14 protein-coding genes are annotated in these 19,586 nt (G+C 58.6%); 5 read left to right on the top strand and 9 right to left on the bottom strand.

Annotated features, from left to right (window positions below):
• The first annotated feature begins 66 nt into the window (after positions 1-66).
• Together ILT44_RS09525 and ILT44_RS09520 are read left to right on the top strand one after the other, a co-directional pair.
• Entirely contained in the window at positions 67-1,182 is a 1,116-nt protein-coding gene (locus ILT44_RS09525; protein WP_204239331.1) for an aminotransferase class I/II-fold pyridoxal phosphate-dependent enzyme, read from the top strand.
• A gap of 32 nt (positions 1,183-1,214) precedes the next feature.
• Positions 1,215-1,823 (top strand): helix-turn-helix transcriptional regulator, encoded by a 609-nt coding sequence (locus ILT44_RS09520; protein WP_204239330.1) that lies wholly within the window; start codon positions 1,215-1,217, stop codon positions 1,821-1,823.
• Here the strand turns inward: ILT44_RS09520 and ILT44_RS09515 are convergent.
• The 3 genes from ILT44_RS09515 to ILT44_RS09505 all read right to left on the bottom strand — a co-directional run bounded on the left by ILT44_RS09515 (position 1,814) and on the right by ILT44_RS09505 (position 4,615).
• Positions 1,814-2,647: an inositol monophosphatase family protein gene (locus ILT44_RS09515; protein ID WP_204239329.1), complete on the bottom strand. Its 834-nt coding sequence runs from the start codon at positions 2,645-2,647 to the stop codon at positions 1,814-1,816. The two genes, ILT44_RS09520 and ILT44_RS09515, sit on opposite strands and share 10 nt — an antisense overlap.
• Before the next feature lie 47 nt (positions 2,648-2,694).
• Complete coding sequence (locus ILT44_RS09510) at positions 2,695-3,531, bottom strand: aldo/keto reductase (RefSeq protein WP_204239328.1); 837 nt, start codon at positions 3,529-3,531, stop codon at positions 2,695-2,697.
• 103 nt (positions 3,532-3,634) lie between these two features.
• The gene (locus tag ILT44_RS09505) at positions 3,635-4,615 is read right to left on the bottom strand and encodes a S1C family serine protease (protein ID WP_204239327.1); all 981 of its coding nucleotides are present in this window, start codon (positions 4,613-4,615) and stop codon (positions 3,635-3,637) included.
• A gap of 306 nt (positions 4,616-4,921) precedes the next feature.
• Between ILT44_RS09505 and ILT44_RS09500 the strand changes: the two genes are divergently transcribed.
• Positions 4,922-5,149, top strand: a complete 228-nt coding sequence (locus ILT44_RS09500; protein WP_204239326.1) for a hypothetical protein — start codon at positions 4,922-4,924, stop codon at positions 5,147-5,149.
• Positions 5,150-6,353: 1,204 nt separating this feature from the next.
• Here the strand turns inward: ILT44_RS09500 and denD are convergent.
• The 4 genes from denD to ILT44_RS09480 form a co-directional block, all read right to left on the bottom strand.
• Complete coding sequence (denD, locus tag ILT44_RS09495) at positions 6,354-7,334, bottom strand: D-erythronate dehydrogenase (protein WP_204239325.1); 981 nt, start codon at positions 7,332-7,334, stop codon at positions 6,354-6,356.
• A 123-nt stretch (positions 7,335-7,457) separates the two neighbouring features.
• On the bottom strand, positions 7,458-8,468 hold the full coding sequence (locus ILT44_RS09490) for a TRAP transporter substrate-binding protein (protein ID WP_204239324.1): 1,011 nt from the start codon (positions 8,466-8,468) through the stop codon (positions 7,458-7,460).
• 35 nt (positions 8,469-8,503) lie between these two features.
• A complete protein-coding gene (locus ILT44_RS09485) occupies positions 8,504-9,787 on the bottom strand; it encodes a TRAP transporter large permease subunit (protein ID WP_204239323.1) in 1,284 nt (427 codons plus the stop codon).
• A complete protein-coding gene (locus ILT44_RS09480; protein WP_204239322.1) occupies positions 9,784-10,326 on the bottom strand; it encodes a TRAP transporter small permease in 543 nt (180 codons plus the stop codon). Before ILT44_RS09480 ends, ILT44_RS09485 begins: the two co-directional genes overlap by 4 nt.
• Positions 10,327-10,767: 441 nt before the next feature.
• Here ILT44_RS09480 and ILT44_RS09475 point away from each other — a divergent pair, with 441 nt between their 5' ends.
• Positions 10,768-11,967: a mandelate racemase/muconate lactonizing enzyme family protein gene (locus tag ILT44_RS09475; RefSeq protein ID WP_204239321.1), complete on the top strand. Its 1,200-nt coding sequence runs from the start codon at positions 10,768-10,770 to the stop codon at positions 11,965-11,967.
• Between the two features lie 38 nt (positions 11,968-12,005).
• Positions 12,006-13,382: an FAD-binding oxidoreductase gene (locus tag ILT44_RS09470; protein ID WP_204239320.1), complete on the top strand. Its 1,377-nt coding sequence runs from the start codon at positions 12,006-12,008 to the stop codon at positions 13,380-13,382.
• Between the two features lie 562 nt (positions 13,383-13,944).
• On the opposite strand, the gene ILT44_RS09465 is transcribed toward ILT44_RS09470, so the two are convergent.
• Both ILT44_RS09465 and ILT44_RS09460 read right to left on the bottom strand, forming a co-directional pair.
• Positions 13,945-16,053 carry a PAS domain-containing hybrid sensor histidine kinase/response regulator gene (locus tag ILT44_RS09465; RefSeq protein WP_372441146.1) on the bottom strand — a complete coding sequence of 703 codons (2,109 nt, stop codon included), beginning with the start codon at positions 16,051-16,053 and terminating at the stop codon, positions 13,945-13,947.
• The coding region (locus ILT44_RS09460) for a response regulator (protein WP_204239318.1) at positions 16,050-19,586 on the bottom strand (3,537 nt) is incomplete at its 5' end. The genes ILT44_RS09465 and ILT44_RS09460, both read right to left, overlap by 4 nt.

Genomic DNA, 19,586 nt, shown 5'->3' with positions numbered 1-19,586 from the left:
TGGACTTTGAAGTCTAATTTTCCAGTGTTACAGATCCTGCATCTTGCTCACTCACACGGAGTTCCCATGAAAATCGAAGAGTTCACGCTCGAGCGCATTCAGTCGCTCTATGAGAATACGGTCGAGTACAACCTGTCCGACAGCGGCGTGCATCCCTATTCCCTGCGTGAACTCCTCACACCCAAGCAGCAGAACCAGCTGCTCGATGTGGAGCTCGGGTATGGCTGGACGAACGGACGTGTGGAACTGCGGGAGGCCATTGCTAGGCTGTACAGCGAGCGCACTGCAGACGAGGTGATTGTCACCAATGGTTCGGCGGAGGCCAACTTCCTGCTCGTGATGTCGCTGCTCGAGCCAGGTGACGAACTACTCGTCTTCGTGCCGAACTATCTTCAGATCTGGGGCTGGGCCCGCGCCATCGGCGTGACCGTGAAGGAAGTTCTCCTTCGGGAGGAGCTTGGGTGGACGCCCGATCTCGACGACGTGCGCAAGGCCGTGTCGACCCGCACCAAGATGATGACGATCTGCAACCCGAACAACCCGACCGGCAGCATCCTGTCGCGCGAGACGATGGACAGGCTCGTGGCGATTGCGCGCGAGCATGGGATCTATCTTCATGCGGACGAGGTCTACAAGGGAGCGGAACTGGACCAGGACGAACCGCCGAGCTTTGCAGACCTTTATGAGAAGGCCATCATCACGAGCGGCTTGTCGAAGGCGATGGCGCTTCCCGGCCTGCGCATCGGCTGGCTCGTCGGACCGGCCCAGGAGATTTATGCCTCCTGGCAGCGCAAGGACTATACCTCGATCACCACGGGAGCCGTCAGTGAGTTCGTGGCGGAGATCGTCGTGGAGCCTGCCAAGCGGCAGGAGATCCTTTCGCGCAGCAAGCGCATCCTGCGGGAGAACCTCGCTCTTCTGCAGCGCTGGGTCGATGCGAACAGCGACCTGTTCTCGTTCGTGCCGCCCAAGGCCGGCGGCATGGCGTTCCTCCGCTATGTCATGCCCATGAACTCCACCGAGCTGGTGCACCGCCTGCGTGAGGAGCGCGGCATCATGCTGCTGCCGGGCGATGTCTACGGCATGGACCGTTACATCAGGATCGGCATCGGCGCCCCTGCCCACCACCTGGAGGCCAGCCTCGAACGCCTTGCGGCTTTCGTACGCGCGGAACTGGCATGACACAGGCGCAGAAGGCATCTCAGGAAACGAACTTGCCACCGGAGCTGGCGGCCTATGCTCCGGTGTGCGATGCCATCGCCCTGCTCTTCCAGCCTTATGCGGAGGTGGTCCTGCACGATCTCTCGACGGAGACGGTGGTCTATCTGTCCAGTCCCTTCTCCAAGCGGGAGCTCGGCGAACCGTCGCTCCTGCATGAGATCGATTTCAAGCCGTCCGACACCATCATCGGCCCCTACGAGAAGGTGAACTGGGATGGACGGCGCATCAAGTCTGTCAGTGCCGTCCTTCGTTCAGGCCTCAAGGCTGCCGGCATTCTCTGCATCAACGTCGATGTTTCTCATTTTCATGCCGTGATGCAGACGTTGAGCGCTCTCGTCGCCGTTCCTCAATCGTCCGAGAAGCCGGCCTCCCTCTTCAAGGAGGATTGGCACGAACGCATCAACGAATACATCCAGAGCTGGACGCGCCAGCGTGGGCTCTCCATCGCGGAGATGACGCGCATACAAAAGCAGCAGCTCGTCGCCGATCTGGCGGGTGACGGCGCCTTCGGCGGGCGCAACGCGGCCGCCTACATCTCCCGCGTACTCGGCCTGGGCCGCGCCACCGTCTACAATTACCTCCGCAGGAAGGATCACACCTGAGAAGGGAGCAGCGCGTCGCGCACAGCCTGCCAGCTCTTTTGATCGGGCGCGCTGATCAGGCCTCCGCTCCGGTTAGCCGGACGATAGGGTGAGCCATCGAAATGCGCCGTGTAGCCGCCGGCCTCACGATGGATCAGCCAGCCGGCCGCATGATCCCACGGCATTACGCTGGATGAGAATGCGAAGTGCAGGTGACCAGACGCAATCAGCCGATAGGTATGCGCTGCGCATCGCAGATCGGCAGCCATGGCAACCTTCGGCAGGTTTCCCGTCACTGTAGGACGGAGCTGCTCCGGAAGGTAGCGCCATGAGACATTGCCGGCCATCTCCTCCAGCGGAACCGCAGAGGCGACCCGCAGCGGAGAAGTGCTGCCGTCGGGGCGCTGGATCCAGGCTCCCTCCCCGCGGATGGCGATGGCCCAATCGTCGGAGATCGGGTCCAGAATGATGCCGCAGACAACCTCGCCCCTCATCACCACGGCAGCCATGACGCCGAACAAGGGGAGACCGGATGCGAAGTTGAGCGTGCCATCGACAGGATCGAGGATGAAGGCGAGATCGGCCCTGTCCAGGCCCTCGAGAATGCCGGGATTGCGGCTCACCCCTTCCTCGCCGATGACGATCGCCTTGGGAAACAGGCGCAGAAGCTCTGCCTCGATCACCCGCTCAGCTGCCTCATCCGCATCCGTCACGAGATCGAGCTGCGAAGTCTTCGTGCGGACGGCACCGGCAGACAGATTCCGGAACCGTGGCAGGATCTCCGCCCGCGCTGCATTCCTGAGAACTTCCGCAACGGTGACGGCATCGGATCGGGAGAAACTCATGAGGCTCAACGTGTCCTGTCTTTGGGGGTTTGATCGCTAGGAAGAAGCTAAATCATCTCGAGCGGATGCTTGCGCCTCGGCATTGGAAACTCGGAATCGATCAACGCCAGCTCCTCCGGAGTCAAACGGATTTCCAAGGCCCTGTGGTTTTCCCTCACATGATGAACGCTGGAGGCTTTCGGGATCGAAATCACACCCGGCCTGTTCAGGAGCCACGCCAGTGCAATCTGGAACGGGCTTGCTTCATGCGTCTGCGCAATCGCCTTGAGCGCGCCTCCACGGGGAAGCCTTCCCTGTTCGATGGGGCTGTAAGCCATCAGCGGCATGCCGCGCGCTTCCATCCACGGCATAAGATCGAATTCAGGGCCTCGACGCGTCACGTTGTAGAGCACCTGATTGGTCGCGCAGTGACCTTCCTCCGGCACGCGAAGCAGTTCCTCCATGTCATCGACGTCGAAATTGCTGACGCCCCAATGGCGGATCTTTCCAGCGCGGCGAAGCTCTTCGAAGCCAGCGATCGTCTCCTCCAGCGGAATGCTTCCCCGCCAGTGCAGAAGGTAGAGATCGAGCCGGTCGGTCTTCAGGCGTCGAAGGCTGCGCTCGCAGGCCTGAACCACGCCTTGGCGGCCTGCATTGTGAGGGTAGACCTTGCTCACCAGGAAAAGGCGCTCGCGCTCTCCGGCAAGAGCCTCGGCCACGAGCTCCTCGGCGGCTCCCTCCCCGTACATCTCAGCCGTATCGATGAGCGTCATTCCGAGTTCGACCCCGAGGCGCAAGGCTTCGATCTCCTGCGCTCGGCGGCTGGCATTCTCGGCCATCTGCCAGGTTCCCTGCCCGAGAGCGGGAACACTTTCGCCATTCGGCAGGGTGGCGGTGAGGCTCATGGTCAAATCTCCACGTCCGATGTCTTTCACGATCCGCTCTGCGGCTCAGGTGGCTTAAGAACGGCTGGGGGGTTCCGTGGAATGTTCTCAACCCTCTTGCGTGCTATTGCAGCCGGGGCGTTTTCATGTAGCGGCCTCTATCAGCCGATCTCACCGTGACATCGAACCTGTCGCCCTCCCGTTCGAGAGTCAGCGGCACATCGACACCGGCGGGCCCGAGTGCCCAGATAGCCCTGTAGAACTCCGCCAGCGATGTCACGCTCTGCCCGGCGACCGCATGAATCTGATCTCCGGCCCGCAAGCCTGCCCGCTGTGCCGGGGCATCTCCAGCAAGGCCGATGATCGTGAGCTCGTCATCCTCCGCCTCCGCAACATAGAAGCCGAGCCAGGGCCGCGGCTGGCTCTTGACGCGCCCGGACGTCAGGAGATCATCCAGGATGGCCTTCAGGAGGTCTATGGGCACACTCATGTTGAGGGGTACAACGGCGCCGCCTGAGGCTTGATGCTGAAGTTGGAGCGAGCCGATGCCGACGAGATCACCGCGCGGCCCGATCAAGGCCGTTCCGCCCCAGTTGGGATGAGCCGGAGCGGTAAAGATGGCCCCGTCGATCAGATACTCCCAGTAACCTGCAAATTCCTGGCAGGCGACGACCTGCGCAGCAAGAGAATGGATCGCTCCACCGCTCCCGCCGATGACAACATGATCTCCAGCGTCAAGGCGGCGCGAGTCTCCAAGCGCCAGAACCGGCACGCCCAAAGGCTCGAGCGCCTGCACCAGGCCGAATCCGCTCTCGTAGTCGTAGGCGATCACATGCGCCTCCACGACCCGGCCTCTGTTGGTGGTGAGCCAGACCTCTTCCGCTTCGGCGATGAGATATCCGATGGTCACCACCAGGCCATCATCCCTGATAACGACACCCTGACCCGCCCGCTCGACGCCGAGCGTCTCCGCGGTGAAGGCATCATCGGGCACCCGCGCGCGCAGAGATACAATAGCGGCCAAGGCGCTCTTCAGATCATAATCGAGAAGCCTCGGATCTGGTTGGAACTCAGGAGGGATTTCCCATTCGTCGGGTGGCTGCATGAATAGCTCCCCAGTCTCTCTGCCGAGAGGCTGCACCCTTTCAAGATGGCAGGAAAAACCATCCCTTCAACAGGGCTCCCCCTTTTGACGCACAAAAAGCCGTGATTTCTGAACAGCCAGCTTGGCGTTCTAGATCAGCCCATGCCCCGTCGTCTCTGCAGGATTGGTCATGCTTGGACCACGAGCAGGGGTCGGCCAGACATTTTCCGGAACCCTGGGGGACAACCTTTCCCGCTCGTTCCGGTCCGCCTGTTCCTGACGTCTCTCCAGCATTCTGATGGCCTGTTTGGCATAGAGGCGGAACTCGTGCTTCAGCGCTTGCGATGCATTTTCCCAAACGGCGGCTTCGTGCCGAGCGAGAAAGAACGTTCGGGCAATCTGCTCGATCTCCAAGTCCGCCTGATCCACTTGTGCCCCCAAAGAGAAACCTATGCGTCTCTCCTCACCGGCCATGAAAATGCCGGTGATATTTCTGCCAAGGTGTCTGATTTGCGGGAAAGTGTCTGTATCAAAAAGGACACGCCTGGGCGGTAAAACCTGCCGCCTTCATGCGCGGCTGGCTACATCATCGCTGCAGCCGTCCCTCCGGTCACAGATTCATGGCTCCGGGTCGTTTGTCAGGTATGGAGAGGTGGATTGTCGATCTTGGTATGGACGTCATCATTGATGCCGACGAACCTGAGACGCTCTTCCAGTGATATATCGTTATTCAAGTCTCTTCCCTCAAGCAACGAGAGAAGTTCTAACCTGCATTGGCTTGACTCAAACTTGCTGATTTTCCTTCAGGATATGGACAATTGATCAATCGTTCTCACGCGATCTAGCTCAACACTTACAATCTGCAACCAAGACTTAATTAGCGCGTTAACCTGAGCAGTCGTGGGGGCACCTATGCTTAGAAATGTTACGAAATATCTTCGACCGTCCCAAGCGAATCGTGCCGCATCTCGGATTGGCAGCAACGTGCCGTCGCTTCCTTCCGACGTTCGAAACCATCTCGGACAGATCCTGAGAGCCGAGTATTACGAGCGTGGCGACAAACCGCGCTTTCTTGGCGACACCGCTCTCCCCCTTGAGTTTGACCCTTACCTGGACAGGATTGAGCAGCAAGAGCGGTCTCTGAGAGCTTTGCAGATCAGAGAACAGGGAACGAAGGCCATAGCTGCTGCCCTTTTGGATTCTCGGTCTTAATCTGTTCCGATCAAGCTGCAATTTTCCGGGCTACTCTCGATCGGTAAGGTTTGGCCAGTCCTGCCGGTCTTGCTGGAGCGCATCTGTGGTCAGGACGCTGGTCTCACTCCAAGAATTTTGGAACTCTTCTCTGGAGCGAGCACTTCAGAGAGCATGAAGAAAATGTCCGGTAGAGCTGTTCTGAGGCAGGCATTCAGGCATCTGGAACATGAGGTGCCTGGCAAGGTCGCTCAAGTTCTTCGCAGCCTCCGCCACCCACAGGCAAAGTGGATCAGAATGCCTGTAGGCATACTCTTTGTCCTAGGAGGAATTTTCTCGATACTGCCTGTCTTTGGATTGTGGATGCTGCCTCTAGGCCTTCTCCTGATGGCCTATGACATCCCCCTACTCCGTAAGCCCGTGGGGCACTTCACAATCTGGGCCATTCGCAAATGGGCTTCGCTCAAACAGCGGCTCTTTCCAGCAGGCCCCAGCAAATAGCAGGATCTTGATACCGGCTGTTGCAACCCCCAGGGCCTGTCGTGTCGAGTTTGCCTGAAAGCATCACCTAACCTGGAAGCTCCCCTCCGAGCTCGTCCTCGATGTAGATGGAGATGATCTCGTCGAAACTGCTCTCGGCACGGAAGCCGAGGCTCTCTGCTCTTCGAGCATCAAAACGACGGGGCCATCCCTCGACGAATCGTATGATCTCAGGATCAAGCTCCTGACGAATGCGAGCCACGTAGCGCTCACCTGCGATGCGTCTCAATGCCTCGATCTGCTCTGCGACGGTCACCGACACGCTCGGCATTGTCAGATTACGCCGGGGCCCGACTAGGGACACGTCGAGGGTTGCTGCATGGACGAGGAAATTAACGGCGGACCGTGGTGAGGCATGGGAATGACGCACATCCATACTCACCGGCAGGACAGCCTCCTGCCCATTCAATGGCTCACGGATAATGCCTGAGAAGAAGCCCGAGGCAGCCTTATTGGGCTTGCCGGGCCTTACACAGATTGTCGGAAGCCTGATCCCAATCCCTTCGAAGAATCCGCGCCGTGAATAATCGGCCAGCAGCAATTCGCCTATGGCCTTTTGAGTGCCATAGCTTGTGAGCGGCGTCAGGAAGAAATCATCGCCGATCGCCTCCGGAAACGGGGCACCGAAAACGGCAATGGACGATGTAAAGACCAGCCTCGGTCGATACCCATCTCCAATGTGGCGGATGGCATCGAAAAGGAATCTGGTCCCGTCCAGGTTGATACGATACCCTTTGTCCAGATCGGCCTCGGCTTCGCCGGACACGATCGCCGCCAGATGAAAGATGACGTCTGGGCGGCTTGCCACCAGACGTTCGGCTTCTCCGGGGATGGAGAAGTCGGATGTCAGGCTGTCAATCTTGAACGAAACGTCAGGACGTTGAGGCTCGATCACATCATGCAAGATCAGGCGTGTGATTGTCTGCCCGCCAAGTTGCCCGTCCCTCACCAATCGCTCAGCGAGCTTGCGGCCAACCATCCCGGCCGCCCCGAGAATGAGGATCTGCATGGATCGAAATCCTTTCTTCAGGAATGCCGCAACCGGGTCGCCAGACCTGCAGGGCGGATGGCATCATAGGTGACGCCGTTCGAAGCTGCCCTCGAACGGCGTCAGGTCGATATGCACAGAAGCTTACTGCTTCCGGATCTTGTTCAGCTCGTCCTGCATCATCTTCACGGTTTCCGGACCGATCGTGGCAGCATGCTTTTCCCAAACAGCCTTGGCCTGCTCGCGCATGCGCTCCGACTCCTGAGCATTCAGCTCATTGACGATGGTGCCCTCACCCTTGATCTTGTTGAGAGAGGCCTGCGACAGCTCGCGGGACACTTTGCGCTGCTCATCCCGAGCCGTCATGGCGCAATCGCGCAGGGCCGCCTGCTCATCCTTCGACAACCCGTCCCAAAGCTTCTTGGAATAGAGCACGAGGAAGGGCGTGTAGGCATGGCGGGTGACCGAAAGGTACTTCTGCACCTCGTAGAACTTGGAGGTGTCGATGGTCACGAATGGGTTTTCCTGACCGTCGATGGCCTTGGTTTCCAGTGCCGTGAACACTTCACCGAAAGCCATCGGGACCGCGTTGGCTCCAAGGGTCTTGAAAGTGTCGAGGAACACGTTGTTCTGCATGACGCGGACCTTGAGGCCCTTGAAGTCCTCCCATTTCTCCACCGGGCGGCGCGAGTTGGTGAGGTTGCGGAATCCGTTCTCCCAATAAGCGAGATTAACGAGCCCCACGGATTCAAGCTTTGCATCGACGTGCTTGCCGAAGTTGCCGTCTAGAACTGCATCGGCCTCCTTCTCATTGGAGAATAGGAATGGCAGGTCAAACACGCCAAGGTCCGGCAGGATGCCGATCAGCGGCGAGCTTGAGGTCACGACCATCTCCTGGGTGCCCGAGCGAAGAGCCTGAGTGGCCTGGAGATCTCCTCCCAGGGCGTTGCCCCAGAAGCCTTGCACCTTCAGCTTTCCGCCGGACTTGTCGGTAAGGCATGCCCTGAACTTCTCAACACCTTTACCATTGGGGTGATCCTCGTTCACGCCGTTGGAAATGCGAATGTTGCGTTCCGTGAACTGCGCATAGGCAGGAACAGCCGCAAGGATGGTTGCCGCAACACCTGCAGCAAGGGTGAATTTGAATGCCTTCATGGTTGTTTCCTCTCTTTTGTTTAACTTCAACCGCCTCATCGTCCCCGTAACCAGGCAAGAGGCACCATGACCAGCTCGGGAATGAGAATGAGTAGAACGAGTACGATGAGCTGGGCGATCAGGAACGGGTTGACGCCGCGGATCACAGCCCCCATCGGAACACGAGCGACGCCGCTGACCACATTCAGCACAATGCCGACCGGAGGCGTGATCAGGCCGATCGCGTTGTTGATGATGAACAGAACGCCGAAATAAACCGGGTCGATGCCAGCCTGTTTGACGATAGGCATGAGAACTGGGGTTAGGATCAGAACCGTTGGGGAGAAATCCAACGCCGTTCCGACAATGACAACCAGGAACATCATCGCAAACATGAGCAGAGTCTTGTTGCCCATCAGAGGTTCTATCAGCCCGCTGATCTCACCCGGAATATTGGCTTGAGTAATGAGCCAGGCCGAAACAAGTGCTGCGGCAACGAGGAACATCACCACGGCCGTCGTCTTAGCGGCTGTGAGGAACACGCCGTAGAGCATCGAGGGTTTAAGTTCGCGATAGACGAACATGCCGATCAGGAGAGCATAGACCGCAGCCAGAACTGCCGCCTCCGTCGGCGTGACGATACCCCATTTGATACCTCCGAGGATCATGACAGGCATCAAAAGCGCATAGAAGCCATCCACAAAAGCCTTCCCACGCTCCCGCATCGTGGCGCGTGGGGCTGTCTGCATCTTGTCCTTTCTGCTGACGATTGCCCAGGCGACGACCAGGGACAGGCCCATCATCAGACCGGGAACGACACCGGCAAGAAACAGCTGGGAGATCGAGACATTAGCCGCCACCCCAAAGATGATGAACCCAATGGAAGGCGGAATCACTGGAGCGATGATGCCGCCTGCTGCGATGAGGCCTGCAGCTCGCGGAATATTGTACCCCGCATCGCGCATCATCGGAATGAGGATGGCAGCCAGAGCGGCCGTATCGGCCGCTGCGGAGCCTGACAGGGCTGCAAGGATTAGCGCTGCAACGATCGTGACATAGCCCAATCCGCCGTGGATATGTCCCAGACACGCCAAGGCAAAGTTGACGATGCGCTTCGACAGCCCTCCTACATTCATCAACTCCCCGGCCAGAAGAAAGAACGGAACGGCCAGGAGCTGGAAGTTGTCTGCTCCGATGATCATGTTCTGGGCTACGATCTGGCTGTCGAAGTTTCCGAGCCAGAGCATGAGCGCCAGCGCGCACACGATGAGCGCAAAGGCGATCGGCATTCCAAGTGCCATAGCGCCGAGAAGCGACGTGAGGAATACGACGATGGTCACTCGAGGTGCTCCCTCAGGGTATGGGCCTCGTCATCGCTGTAGTCTCCAGCGAAAGCCCGAAGCTCGTGATCGGTCAAGCGACCAGTGACGACCCGCAGGATGCGAAGCGCAGCCATGAGTCCTAGTCCGATGCTCGCGAAGAAGCCGACACCATAGACCCAAAGCATGGAGATCTCCGTGATCGGCGCATAATTAGTGGCATTGATCTCCGCCTGCTGCCACGTTCCCCAGAAGAAGACGACGCAGCAGCCGATCACGAAAAGGTCCGATAGAACCATGCAGAGCTTACGACCTCGGTCCCCCAGGCGGGAGACAAGGGTCTCCACGCCAAGATGGGCGTTCTGCCGTCCTACCACGACGGCTCCGATGAATGTCAGCCATACGAAAAAGTACCGGGAGAGTTCTTCCGATACATCGATGCCCGTATCAAAGAGGTAGCGCAGGACGACATTGCCGAAGACCATGGCGACCATAGCGGCGAGCAGGAGAACCAGGAGCCCCTCCAGGCCCTTGAAGAAGAAGGATATGACTCTGTCCACCGTCGCTCCCTGTCCTAGGCCCCATCCGCCCATTTATTCTGTTCGCCCGGGAGAAGTGTTCAAGATCGTCCAAGGGCAAAGTTTTGCCGATCTAAGGCTCTGTTTTATGGAGTGTCAATTCGGAGGCGGAACGTGTTCTCGACGTCACCTCTCTCAAGCGACAACAGAAGCTCGTCAGATATGCCCCATAAGCGGCCTGTCTTTCGAACTTTGCCTATACAAAGCGTATGGATGAGGCCTCATGTTCGCCAGACCGGACGTTATCGCGGCAGACGCTGTTTATGAAACATTGTATCTCATTATACTTATGAATAGCGCCTCGCATCTCCATTCCGGTGGATATCGCAACGGGCTGACCAATACCTGGACCAAGCCACCGAACTGTTGTTCTTTTTATCTTCACGTGCCCAGATGCATGGGTGCGGTCATGGCGAGGTCCAAATGAAAATCACTGGCATCGAAACGATCCGCCTGCAGGAATTCGCGAACATCATCTGGGTCCGGATCCACACAGATGAGGGTCTTTACGGCCTGGGTGAAACCTTCATGGGCGCGGCAGCTGTCGAAGCCTATATTCACGAGACCGTCGCGGCCAAGCTGATCGGGCGAGACCCGTTACAGATCGAAGGCATCAACCGGGATCTTCAAAACTATCTGGGCTGGCGCTCGGCAGGCGTTGAAACACGCGGCAACTCGGCCGTGGACATCGCTCTGTGGGATCTGTTCGGCAAGGTTCACGGCAAGCCCATTTGCGAGATGCTGGGAGGGCGGTCGCGGGATAAGATCCGGGTCTACAACACCTGTGCCGGATACAGGTATATCCGTGACAGCCGTGCTCAGAAGGTGTCGAACTGGGGCATCGGCAATGCCGAGGGAGCATACGAGGACCTGGAGGCATTCCTTCATTCAGCTGACGAACTGGCGCATTCTCTGCTGGAGCAGGGCATCACCGGCATGAAGATCTGGCCGTTCGACGTCGCAGCCGAACGCAGCCACGGCTACGACATCTCTCCTGACGAGCTCAGGACGGCTCTCGAGCCTTTTTCCAAGATCCGAAAGGCCGTCGGCGACAAGATGGATATCATGGTCGAGTTCCACTCTTTGTGGAGTCTGCCCATGGCTAAGAAACTTGCAGCGGCCCTTGCGGAGTTCGATACCTACTGGCACGAGGACCCGTTTCGCCTCGATAACGTCGGCGACCTGAAAGACTATGCGCGGCACTCGAAGGCCTGGGTCTGCGCGTCGGAGACCCTCTCCTATACTCACGCCTTCCGAGAATATCTTGAAACCGGCGTTGCAGGCGTCGCCATGCTCGACCTGTCCTGGTGCGGCGGACTGACGGAGGCACGCAAGATCGCGGCTCTCGCCGAGGCTTGGCATGTGCCGGTTGCGCCGCATGACTGCACGGGACCTGTGGTTTATGCTGCATCCTGCCATTTCTCGCTGCACGCGAGGAATGCCCTTATTCAGGAAAGTGTCCGCGCGTTCTATACAGGCTGGTACACGGAGCTTGTAACAGAATTGCCGACTGTCACAGGCGGAGAGGTCACCGTCAACATGAAGCCGGGTCTTGGTCTGGAGCTGCTGCCGGATCTCTGCAAACGAGCAGACGCCATTGTGAGGGTGTCTCAAGGATCTTAACCCGGAACTGCGAAGCCAAAGCTTGAACATGGTATGCAATGAGCGACGTAATTGAGGCCCTGAGGGCGATGCTGGGATCCCAGATCCGAACGGCTTCCGATATTCCTGCACGGAATTGTGCCGACGCCAGCGGGCTTCAGCCCACTCCTCCCCGAGCGTTGATCCTGCCGCGGACGACAGAAGAGGTTTCCGCGGCTCTTAGGATCTGCCACGACCATGGTCAGCCTGTGGTCACCCAAGGAGGCCTGACAGGATTGGCTGGTGGCGCTCACCCTCAAGCAGGAGAAGTCGCCCTCTCCCTAGAGCACATGAACGGGATCGAAGAGGTCGATGCAGCCAGCGCGACACTTACGGCTCTTGCCGGCACACCCCTCATGCTCGTTCAACAGGCCGCCGATGAAGCAGGATTTCTGTGTGGGATCGATCTCGGCGCACGCGGCAGCTGCACGATCGGTGGCAATGCCGCCACCAACGCTGGCGGCAATCAGGTGCTGCGCTACGGGATGGCCCGGCGCAACATTCTCGGCATGGAAGTCGTTCTTGCGGACGGCACCATCGTCCGCTCGCTCAACAAGATGCTGAAGAACAATGCAGGGTATGATTGGCCTCAGCTGTTTATCGGCAGCGAGGGCACTCTCGGTGTCATCACGCGAGTTGTGATCGGGCTGCACCCGAAGCCTCAGGGCGTTCAGACGGCCCTCTGCGCCGTCAGCAGCTTTGAGGACGCCCTGCTCGTGCTGCGGCAATTCCAGCAAACCCATCCGGGGCGCCTGCTCGTTTTCGAAGCGATGTGGCAGGAGTTCATGACGGTTGCCACTCAAATCTGCGGCCTCTCGCCCGCCTTCGAGGCCGATCACGATATCACGCTTCTCATCGAAGCAGATATGGGAGCGGACCCGGCGGGAACGGAAGCGTTCTCGCTCTTCCTCAGCGACCTCTATGAGCAGGATCTGATCAAGGACGCTGTGGTTGCGCAATCAAGCGCCGACAGGAATCGATTCTGGGCCTATCGGGAAACGCCCTATGAGTATGGGCGCTTCCTGCCCGAGGAGATCCGCTTCGATGTGAGCGTTCCTTTGGACCGGATGACAGAGGCGGTCGCCCATCTGCGCCAGGAAATGCCGAAGCATTGGCCAGAGGCAGTCTATGTTGTCTACGGCCATGTTGCCGACAGCAACATCCATATCAATGCCGCTATTCAGGACATGTCTGACGAGATCAAGAAGGGAGTTCAAAACCTCGTCTATGATCTCGTATCGCGACTTGGCGGTTCGGTATCCGCCGAACACGGCATAGGCCGCATCAAACGACCATACCTCTCATTGAGCCGAACCGAACCCGAACTTGCCCTGATGGCCAAGATGAAGCAGGTCCTCGACCCCACTGGCATTCTCAATCCGGGCCGTATCCTCTAGGAAAGGATTTCAAGGTTTCTCTAATCTCGCCCGGCGGCCTCATCTACTCCGCCTAGTGAATGGCGGCTCCAGCCATGGGCTCAAAATGGGGCCACGTGAAACCCGCCATTAACGCTTGCCCCATACAAGACCATTGGTGGTTGCCTTCTCCCTCAAGGATGGCTAGCAACTGCACCTGTGATTTGCCGGAAAAGCTGCTTGGGAGGTTGCTCGATGCCCCACGGAGCGTACTGCGTTGCATTTAAGCATAATCGCTGGACTGTTTCCCAGTTCGGAAGGGACCTCGGGTCGTTTTACTTTCGTGCCAAAGCCCTGAAGTTTGCCGTCGAGTCGGCGTACTGGTCTGCCATGTCGAGCTGTCCCACCGTGTTCGTTCTTGATCGTACGGGCGACTTCTACACTGCGTGGCAAGGGAATAGAGACGCACTCACTGCCGAACTATAAGAATTCTGTCTCACCTCTACACGGCAATTCAATATTGATCTTGAAAAAGACAAGGGCTTGGTGAGCCCAAGAGTAATCCACTTGAACTCTCTGTACCGATTAGACGGTCCGAATGAGGTTATGCAACTGCGGCAGTCGGTTGCCGAGAAATGCTATCGACGTCTATAGTCTGCGACAGCTTCATCAGCGCTTGTATTTTCTCCGCGAGATCTGTTGCCCTATAGGGCTTGTAGAGGAGATTGAGGTCCTCGAGCGCTCCTTCGTTATCGAAGTAGCCGGTTGTCAGGAGAACTTGGATCTTTGGATGCTCACGCTGGATGAGGCGGGCGAGATCAACGCCGCTGAGCTCTCCTGGCATACGGACATCCGACAGGACAAGGTGTATCTCCTTGCTTCCTTTCAGCAGTCGAGCGGCTTCGTCGCCGTTCTCGGCCTCCTGCACCTTGAATCCGAGCGAGCGAAGGGTCGAGATGGCGACCTGGCGCACGGCAGGATTGTCCTCGACCACCAGTACGGTACGGCCCTCGCCGAAGGGATGGGCGACACCTGCATGACTCTGGGAAATATCCTCAGCCGCCGCATGTGACCGAGGGAGGTAGATGCGGATCGTCGTGCCGACATTCGGCGTACTCTCAACCTCGACCCGACCATGGCACTGCTGGACAAAACCATAGACCATGCTGAGTCCGAGGCCGGTGCCCTTGCCGCTCTCCTTGGTGGTGAAGAAGGGCTCAAAAATCTTTTCCAGCACTTCAGGCGGCATTCCAGTCCCGGTATCGCCGACTGCAATCATCACGTACTCGCCGCTGGGAACGGACTGCCCATCCTCGACGACATGGTTCTCGATCGCAATTGTCAGATCCCCGCCGTCCGGCATGGCGTCGCGGGCATTCACTGCGAGATTCAGGAGAGCCGCTTCAAACTGCGCACGATCCACTTGGATCGGCCAGATAGGCTCACAGGCTTGGAAGCTCGCGTTGATGTTTTCACCAAGGGTCCTGCGCATGAGTTCCAACAGGCTCGGCATCAGGCTTGTGACATCGATTGTTGAAACCTGCAGAGCCTGGCGTCGGGAGAAGGTTAGAAGCCTATAGGTGAGATCTGCGCAATGCTGCGCACTCTCCATAGCCATCCGAACCCGCCTCTCCGCCTTCCCATTCCCCTGAATGGACTTCTTGAGAAGGTCGAGATTGCCGATGACCACGCTGAGCATGTTGTTGAAGTCGTGGGCGATGCCGCCCGTCAAGCGTCCAACGGCCTCCAGCTTGCTTGCGTGGAGCAGGTTCTGCTCCATCTGCTTGCGCTCGGTGATGTCAAACCACATGCCGAAGAACTCACGTGGGTGGCCATCGTCATCCTTCATGAGGACTGTCTGATCGAGGAAGTATCGCTCGACGCCGTCGGCGCAAAGCCAACGATACTCAAGACTGACGGACCCTTCATCCTCCAATCGCTTAAGCTGAACGAGCGCCCGGTCGCGATCTTCGTCGTTGATCCGAGACGACCAGAAATCCGGGCGTTCGAGAAAGGCCTCAGGTTTGAAACCGGTAATCCGTTCAATGCTCTCATTGGTAAAGCGAAGCTGACGATGGTCCTCTTGAATGGACGCCGTGTAGAGCGCGATTGGCAGCGATTGCAGGACGATTGACTGATGCTCCTCGCGGCGGCGAAGGGCCTGCTCGGCGGCCAGCTTCTCGCTGCGGACCCGCAGGTTGTCCATCAGGAGATGTCGCTCCTGCTCTGCCTGCCGGCGGATCTCCTCGGTCTTGCGATAGAGATCAACGAAAATGTCGACCTTCGACTTGAGGATCAGGGGCTCAATCGGCTTGAAGACGTAATCGACCGCACCGGCCGAATACCCCTTGAAGACGTGCATGTCGTCCTTATTGAAAGCCGTTAGGAACAGGATCGGCACACGGGATGAGCGAGGTCGGCTTCGGATCAAGCCGGCCACCTCGTAGCCGTCGAGACGCGGCATCTGCACATCGAGAAGAATGACCGCGAAGTCACTCTGGAGAACATGGCGCAGAGCCGCCTCGCCGGAATCGGCGGTGACGATCTCCACGCCAGGAGATTGCAGGACCTCTTTGACAGCAACCAGGTTCCTGGGATCATCATCGACCACAAGGATCTTGGCCGAGATCAAATCTACCGGGGAGCGAGCCGAGATCAGATGAAAATCATCTGGTCTCGGGCCCGTATCCGCCCGACTAGCCTCGTCCATCATGCGCTCAACCCGGTCTCTGCCGCACCGTTGGGAGCAGCCTTTCCATCAGGGATATACGTGCTCCGACCGAGTTGAACGCGCAAGACGGCGAGAAGCTGATCGATGTCCACAGGTTTCGACACATAGTCCGTCGCCCCTGCTTCAAGGCACTTCTCCCGGTCACCCTTCATCGCCTTGGCGGTTACCGCAACCAGCGGCAGATCGCGGTAGCGTGGAATGTTCCGGATCGCCTGCATGGTCTCATACCCATCCATCTCCGGCATCATGATGTCGACCAGAGCCACATCAACGTCCGGATTGGCTTGAAGCTTTTCGATGCCCTCCAGGCCATTCTCAGCGAAGATAACGGAAATCCCCTGCTGTTCGAGCGCACTCGTCAGCGAGAAGATGTTGCGCATGTCGTCATCGATGATGAGCACCTTGCGGCCCTCGAGAGAGCCGTCGGCTCGCCTCTCGACGATGATATGCTTGTCTTCGGGAATGGCGCTGATCGCCCGGTGCAGGAACAAGGCCGTATCGTTCAGGAGCCGTTCGGACGACCCCTCGCCTTTGACGATGAGAGTCGCCGCGCTGTTCTGCAACCGGCGCTCCTCGGCCTTCGTCAAATCCTGACCGGTGTAGATGACGATCGGCAACTCCTCGCCGCCTGTCGTCTTGCGGATGCGCTCGATCAGCTCGGCTCCGGGCAGATCCGGCAGACCAAGATCGATGATAGCACAATCGAACTGCCGTGCCTGAATCACCTCCAGGGCGCTTTCAGCTGTTCCCACAGCGGTGACATCGACCTGCTCGTTCTTCATGAGTTCCGAGAGGCTCATGCGCTGGTTGTCGTCATCCTCGACCAGAAGAAGTTTCTTCACGGGTCGATCGATGAACTCCTTCGTGCGATTGAGCGCCCCCATGAGAGCCTCGCGATCGACAGGCTTCTCAAGGAATCCGAAAGCACCAGCCTTGAGACCCCGCTTTTTCTGGTCATCGACCGAAATCACGTGGATGGGGACATGCCTTGTCCTTGGATCGTGTTTCAGAAGATCGAGGAGCGCCCAACCGTCCATGTCGGGAAGCCCGATATCGAGGGTGATGGCATGGGGCTTGTAGCGATGCGCCAGGGCAAGCGCCGAGGCGCCATCCATGGCGATAAGCCCCTTGAAGCCTTCCTCACGCGCAAGCTCCAGCAGAACCGACGCGAACATGGCGTCGTCCTCGATGATCAGGACGATGCGATCACCCGTCGTGATCGCGTGCCGATCGTCGAGAGATGCCGAGAGCGCCATAGCTGCCGAAGGCTGCCGGATCATTGTTCCCGACGTATCCTCAGAAGGGGTGTAGGAACCGGTCCCATCCCCATTCGGTCTTACAATGGCACCTGTTCCTGCCGTCCCGTGGCTTGCGGGAGGTTCGACAGGGACGAACAGCGTGAAGGTGGAGCCGCTGTTCGGGTTGCTCGACACCACAATCTCGCCGCCGAGAAGGCGCGCGATCTCACGGCTGATGGACAGCCCAAGACCTGTTCCGCCGTACTTACGGCTCGTAGTGCCGTCCGCCTGCTGGAAGGCCTCGAAGATGATCCGCTGCTTGTCCTCCGGGATGCCGATGCCGGTATCGATGACAGACATGGCGATCCACTGGCTTCCGGCCCGAAGCGGCGAGCCTTCCGCCGATCCGATCTGAAGCGTCACACCTCCACGTTCCGTGAACTTGAAGGCGTTCGACAGAAGGTTGCGGAGAACCTGCTGCAGGCGCTTCGAATCCGTCCTGATCGCGACCGGGAGCTTGGGGTCGACCTCGACATGGAAGTCGAGCTTTCTCTCTTCCGCCACCTGGCGGAACGTCCGCTCCATGTTCTCGACGAGATCCCTGAAGGAGACGCTCGACACCTCCAGGCTGACCGTGCCGGATTCGATCTTGGACAGGTCGAGGATGTCGTTGATGAGCGACAGCAGATCGGAGCCGGCTGCATGGATCGTCTTGGCAAATTCCTTCTGCTTATCCGTAAGGTTCCCTTCCGAATTCTCCGTCAGAAGTTTCGAGAGGATAAGGAGCGAGTTGAGCGGCGTCCTCAGTTCGTGGCTCATATTGGCCAGGAACTGCGACTTGTACCGCGAGGTCAGAGACAGCTGCTCGGCTTTTTCCTCGAGCGCAGTCTTGGCAATGGAGACCTCCTGGTTCTTCGTCTCGACCTCCCGCTTCTGGAGCTCGAGCAGGCGCGCCTTGTCCTCCAATTCCTCATTGGTCTTCTGGAGGGCCTCCTGCTGCTGTCGCAGCAGCTCTTCCGACTGACGCAGCGTGGCAGCCTGCTGCTCAAGCCGATCGTTCGTATTCCTCAGCTCCTCCTGCTGGCTCTGCAGCTCGGTGGTCAGAAGCTGGGACTGCTTCAAGAGGCCTTCCGTCCGCATATTCGCCGCGATCGTGTTGAGAACGATGCCGATCGATTCGGTCAGCTGGTCCAGGAAGGATTGGTGGGTTTCGGAGAACCGGTTGAACGAAGCAAGCTCAATGACCGCTTTGACGTCCTGCTCGAACAGAACCGGCAGAACGATGATGTTGAGCGGCGGCGCCTCGCCAAGAGCCGATCCGATCTTGATATAATCGTTCGGAGCATTGGTGAGAAGAATACGCTTCTTCTCATAGGCAACCTGTCCGACGAGGCCTTCCCTGAGACGGAAGCGGTTCCCAAGTTGCTTCCTCTCGGTGAAGGCATAGGACGCAACGAGCTCCAGCGTCGGCTCGCCGCTGTTGTTCTCCACGGTATAGAAGACGCCCTGCTGCGCGTTCACGAGCGGTGCGATCTCCGACAGGATCATGTTCGAGACGGTAGCGAGATCGCGCTCGCCCTGCAGCATCCGAGTGAACTTGGCGAGATTGGTCTTCAGCCAATCCTGCTCCGCATTCTTGAGCGTCGTGTCGCGCAAGTTGCGGATCATCTCGTTGATGTTGTCTTTCAGCGCCGCAAGCTCGCCGAGAGCCTCGGCGGTGATCGACCGGGTCAGGTCGCCTCGCGTCACTGCCGTAGCGACCTCGGCAATGGCTCGCACCTGATTGGTCAGGTTGGCTGCAAGCTGGTTCACGTTGTCTGTCAGATCACGCCAGAGGCCAGACACGCCTTCCACGCGGGCCTGGCCACCGAGCTTGCCCTCGGTGCCCACCTCTTTCGCGACGCGCGTCACTTCCGAGGCGAAGGAGTTCAGCTGATCCACCATGGTGTTGATGGTGTTCTTCAGCTCCAGCATCTCACCCTTAACGTCGACGGTGATCTTCTTCGACAGATTGCCGTTCGCCACCGCGGTGGTCACGTCGGCGATGTTACGCACCTGACCCGTGAGGTTGGCCGCCATCATATTCACGTTGTCGGTCAGGTCCTTCCAGGTGCCGCCGACACCGCGAACCTGCGCCTGTCCGCCGAGCTTGCCTTCCGTACCCACCTCGCGCGCCACGCGGGTCACCTCGGAGGCGAACGAGTTCAGCTGATCCACCATGGTGTTGATGGTGTTCTTCAGCTCCAGCATCTCACCCTTAACGTCGACGGTGATCTT

The organism is Microvirga arvi (assembly GCF_016892765.1).
In the GTDB taxonomy this organism is placed as follows: domain Bacteria; phylum Pseudomonadota; class Alphaproteobacteria; order Rhizobiales; family Beijerinckiaceae; genus Microvirga; species Microvirga arvi.
This window is presented reverse-complemented; position numbering and strand designations above follow the sequence as displayed.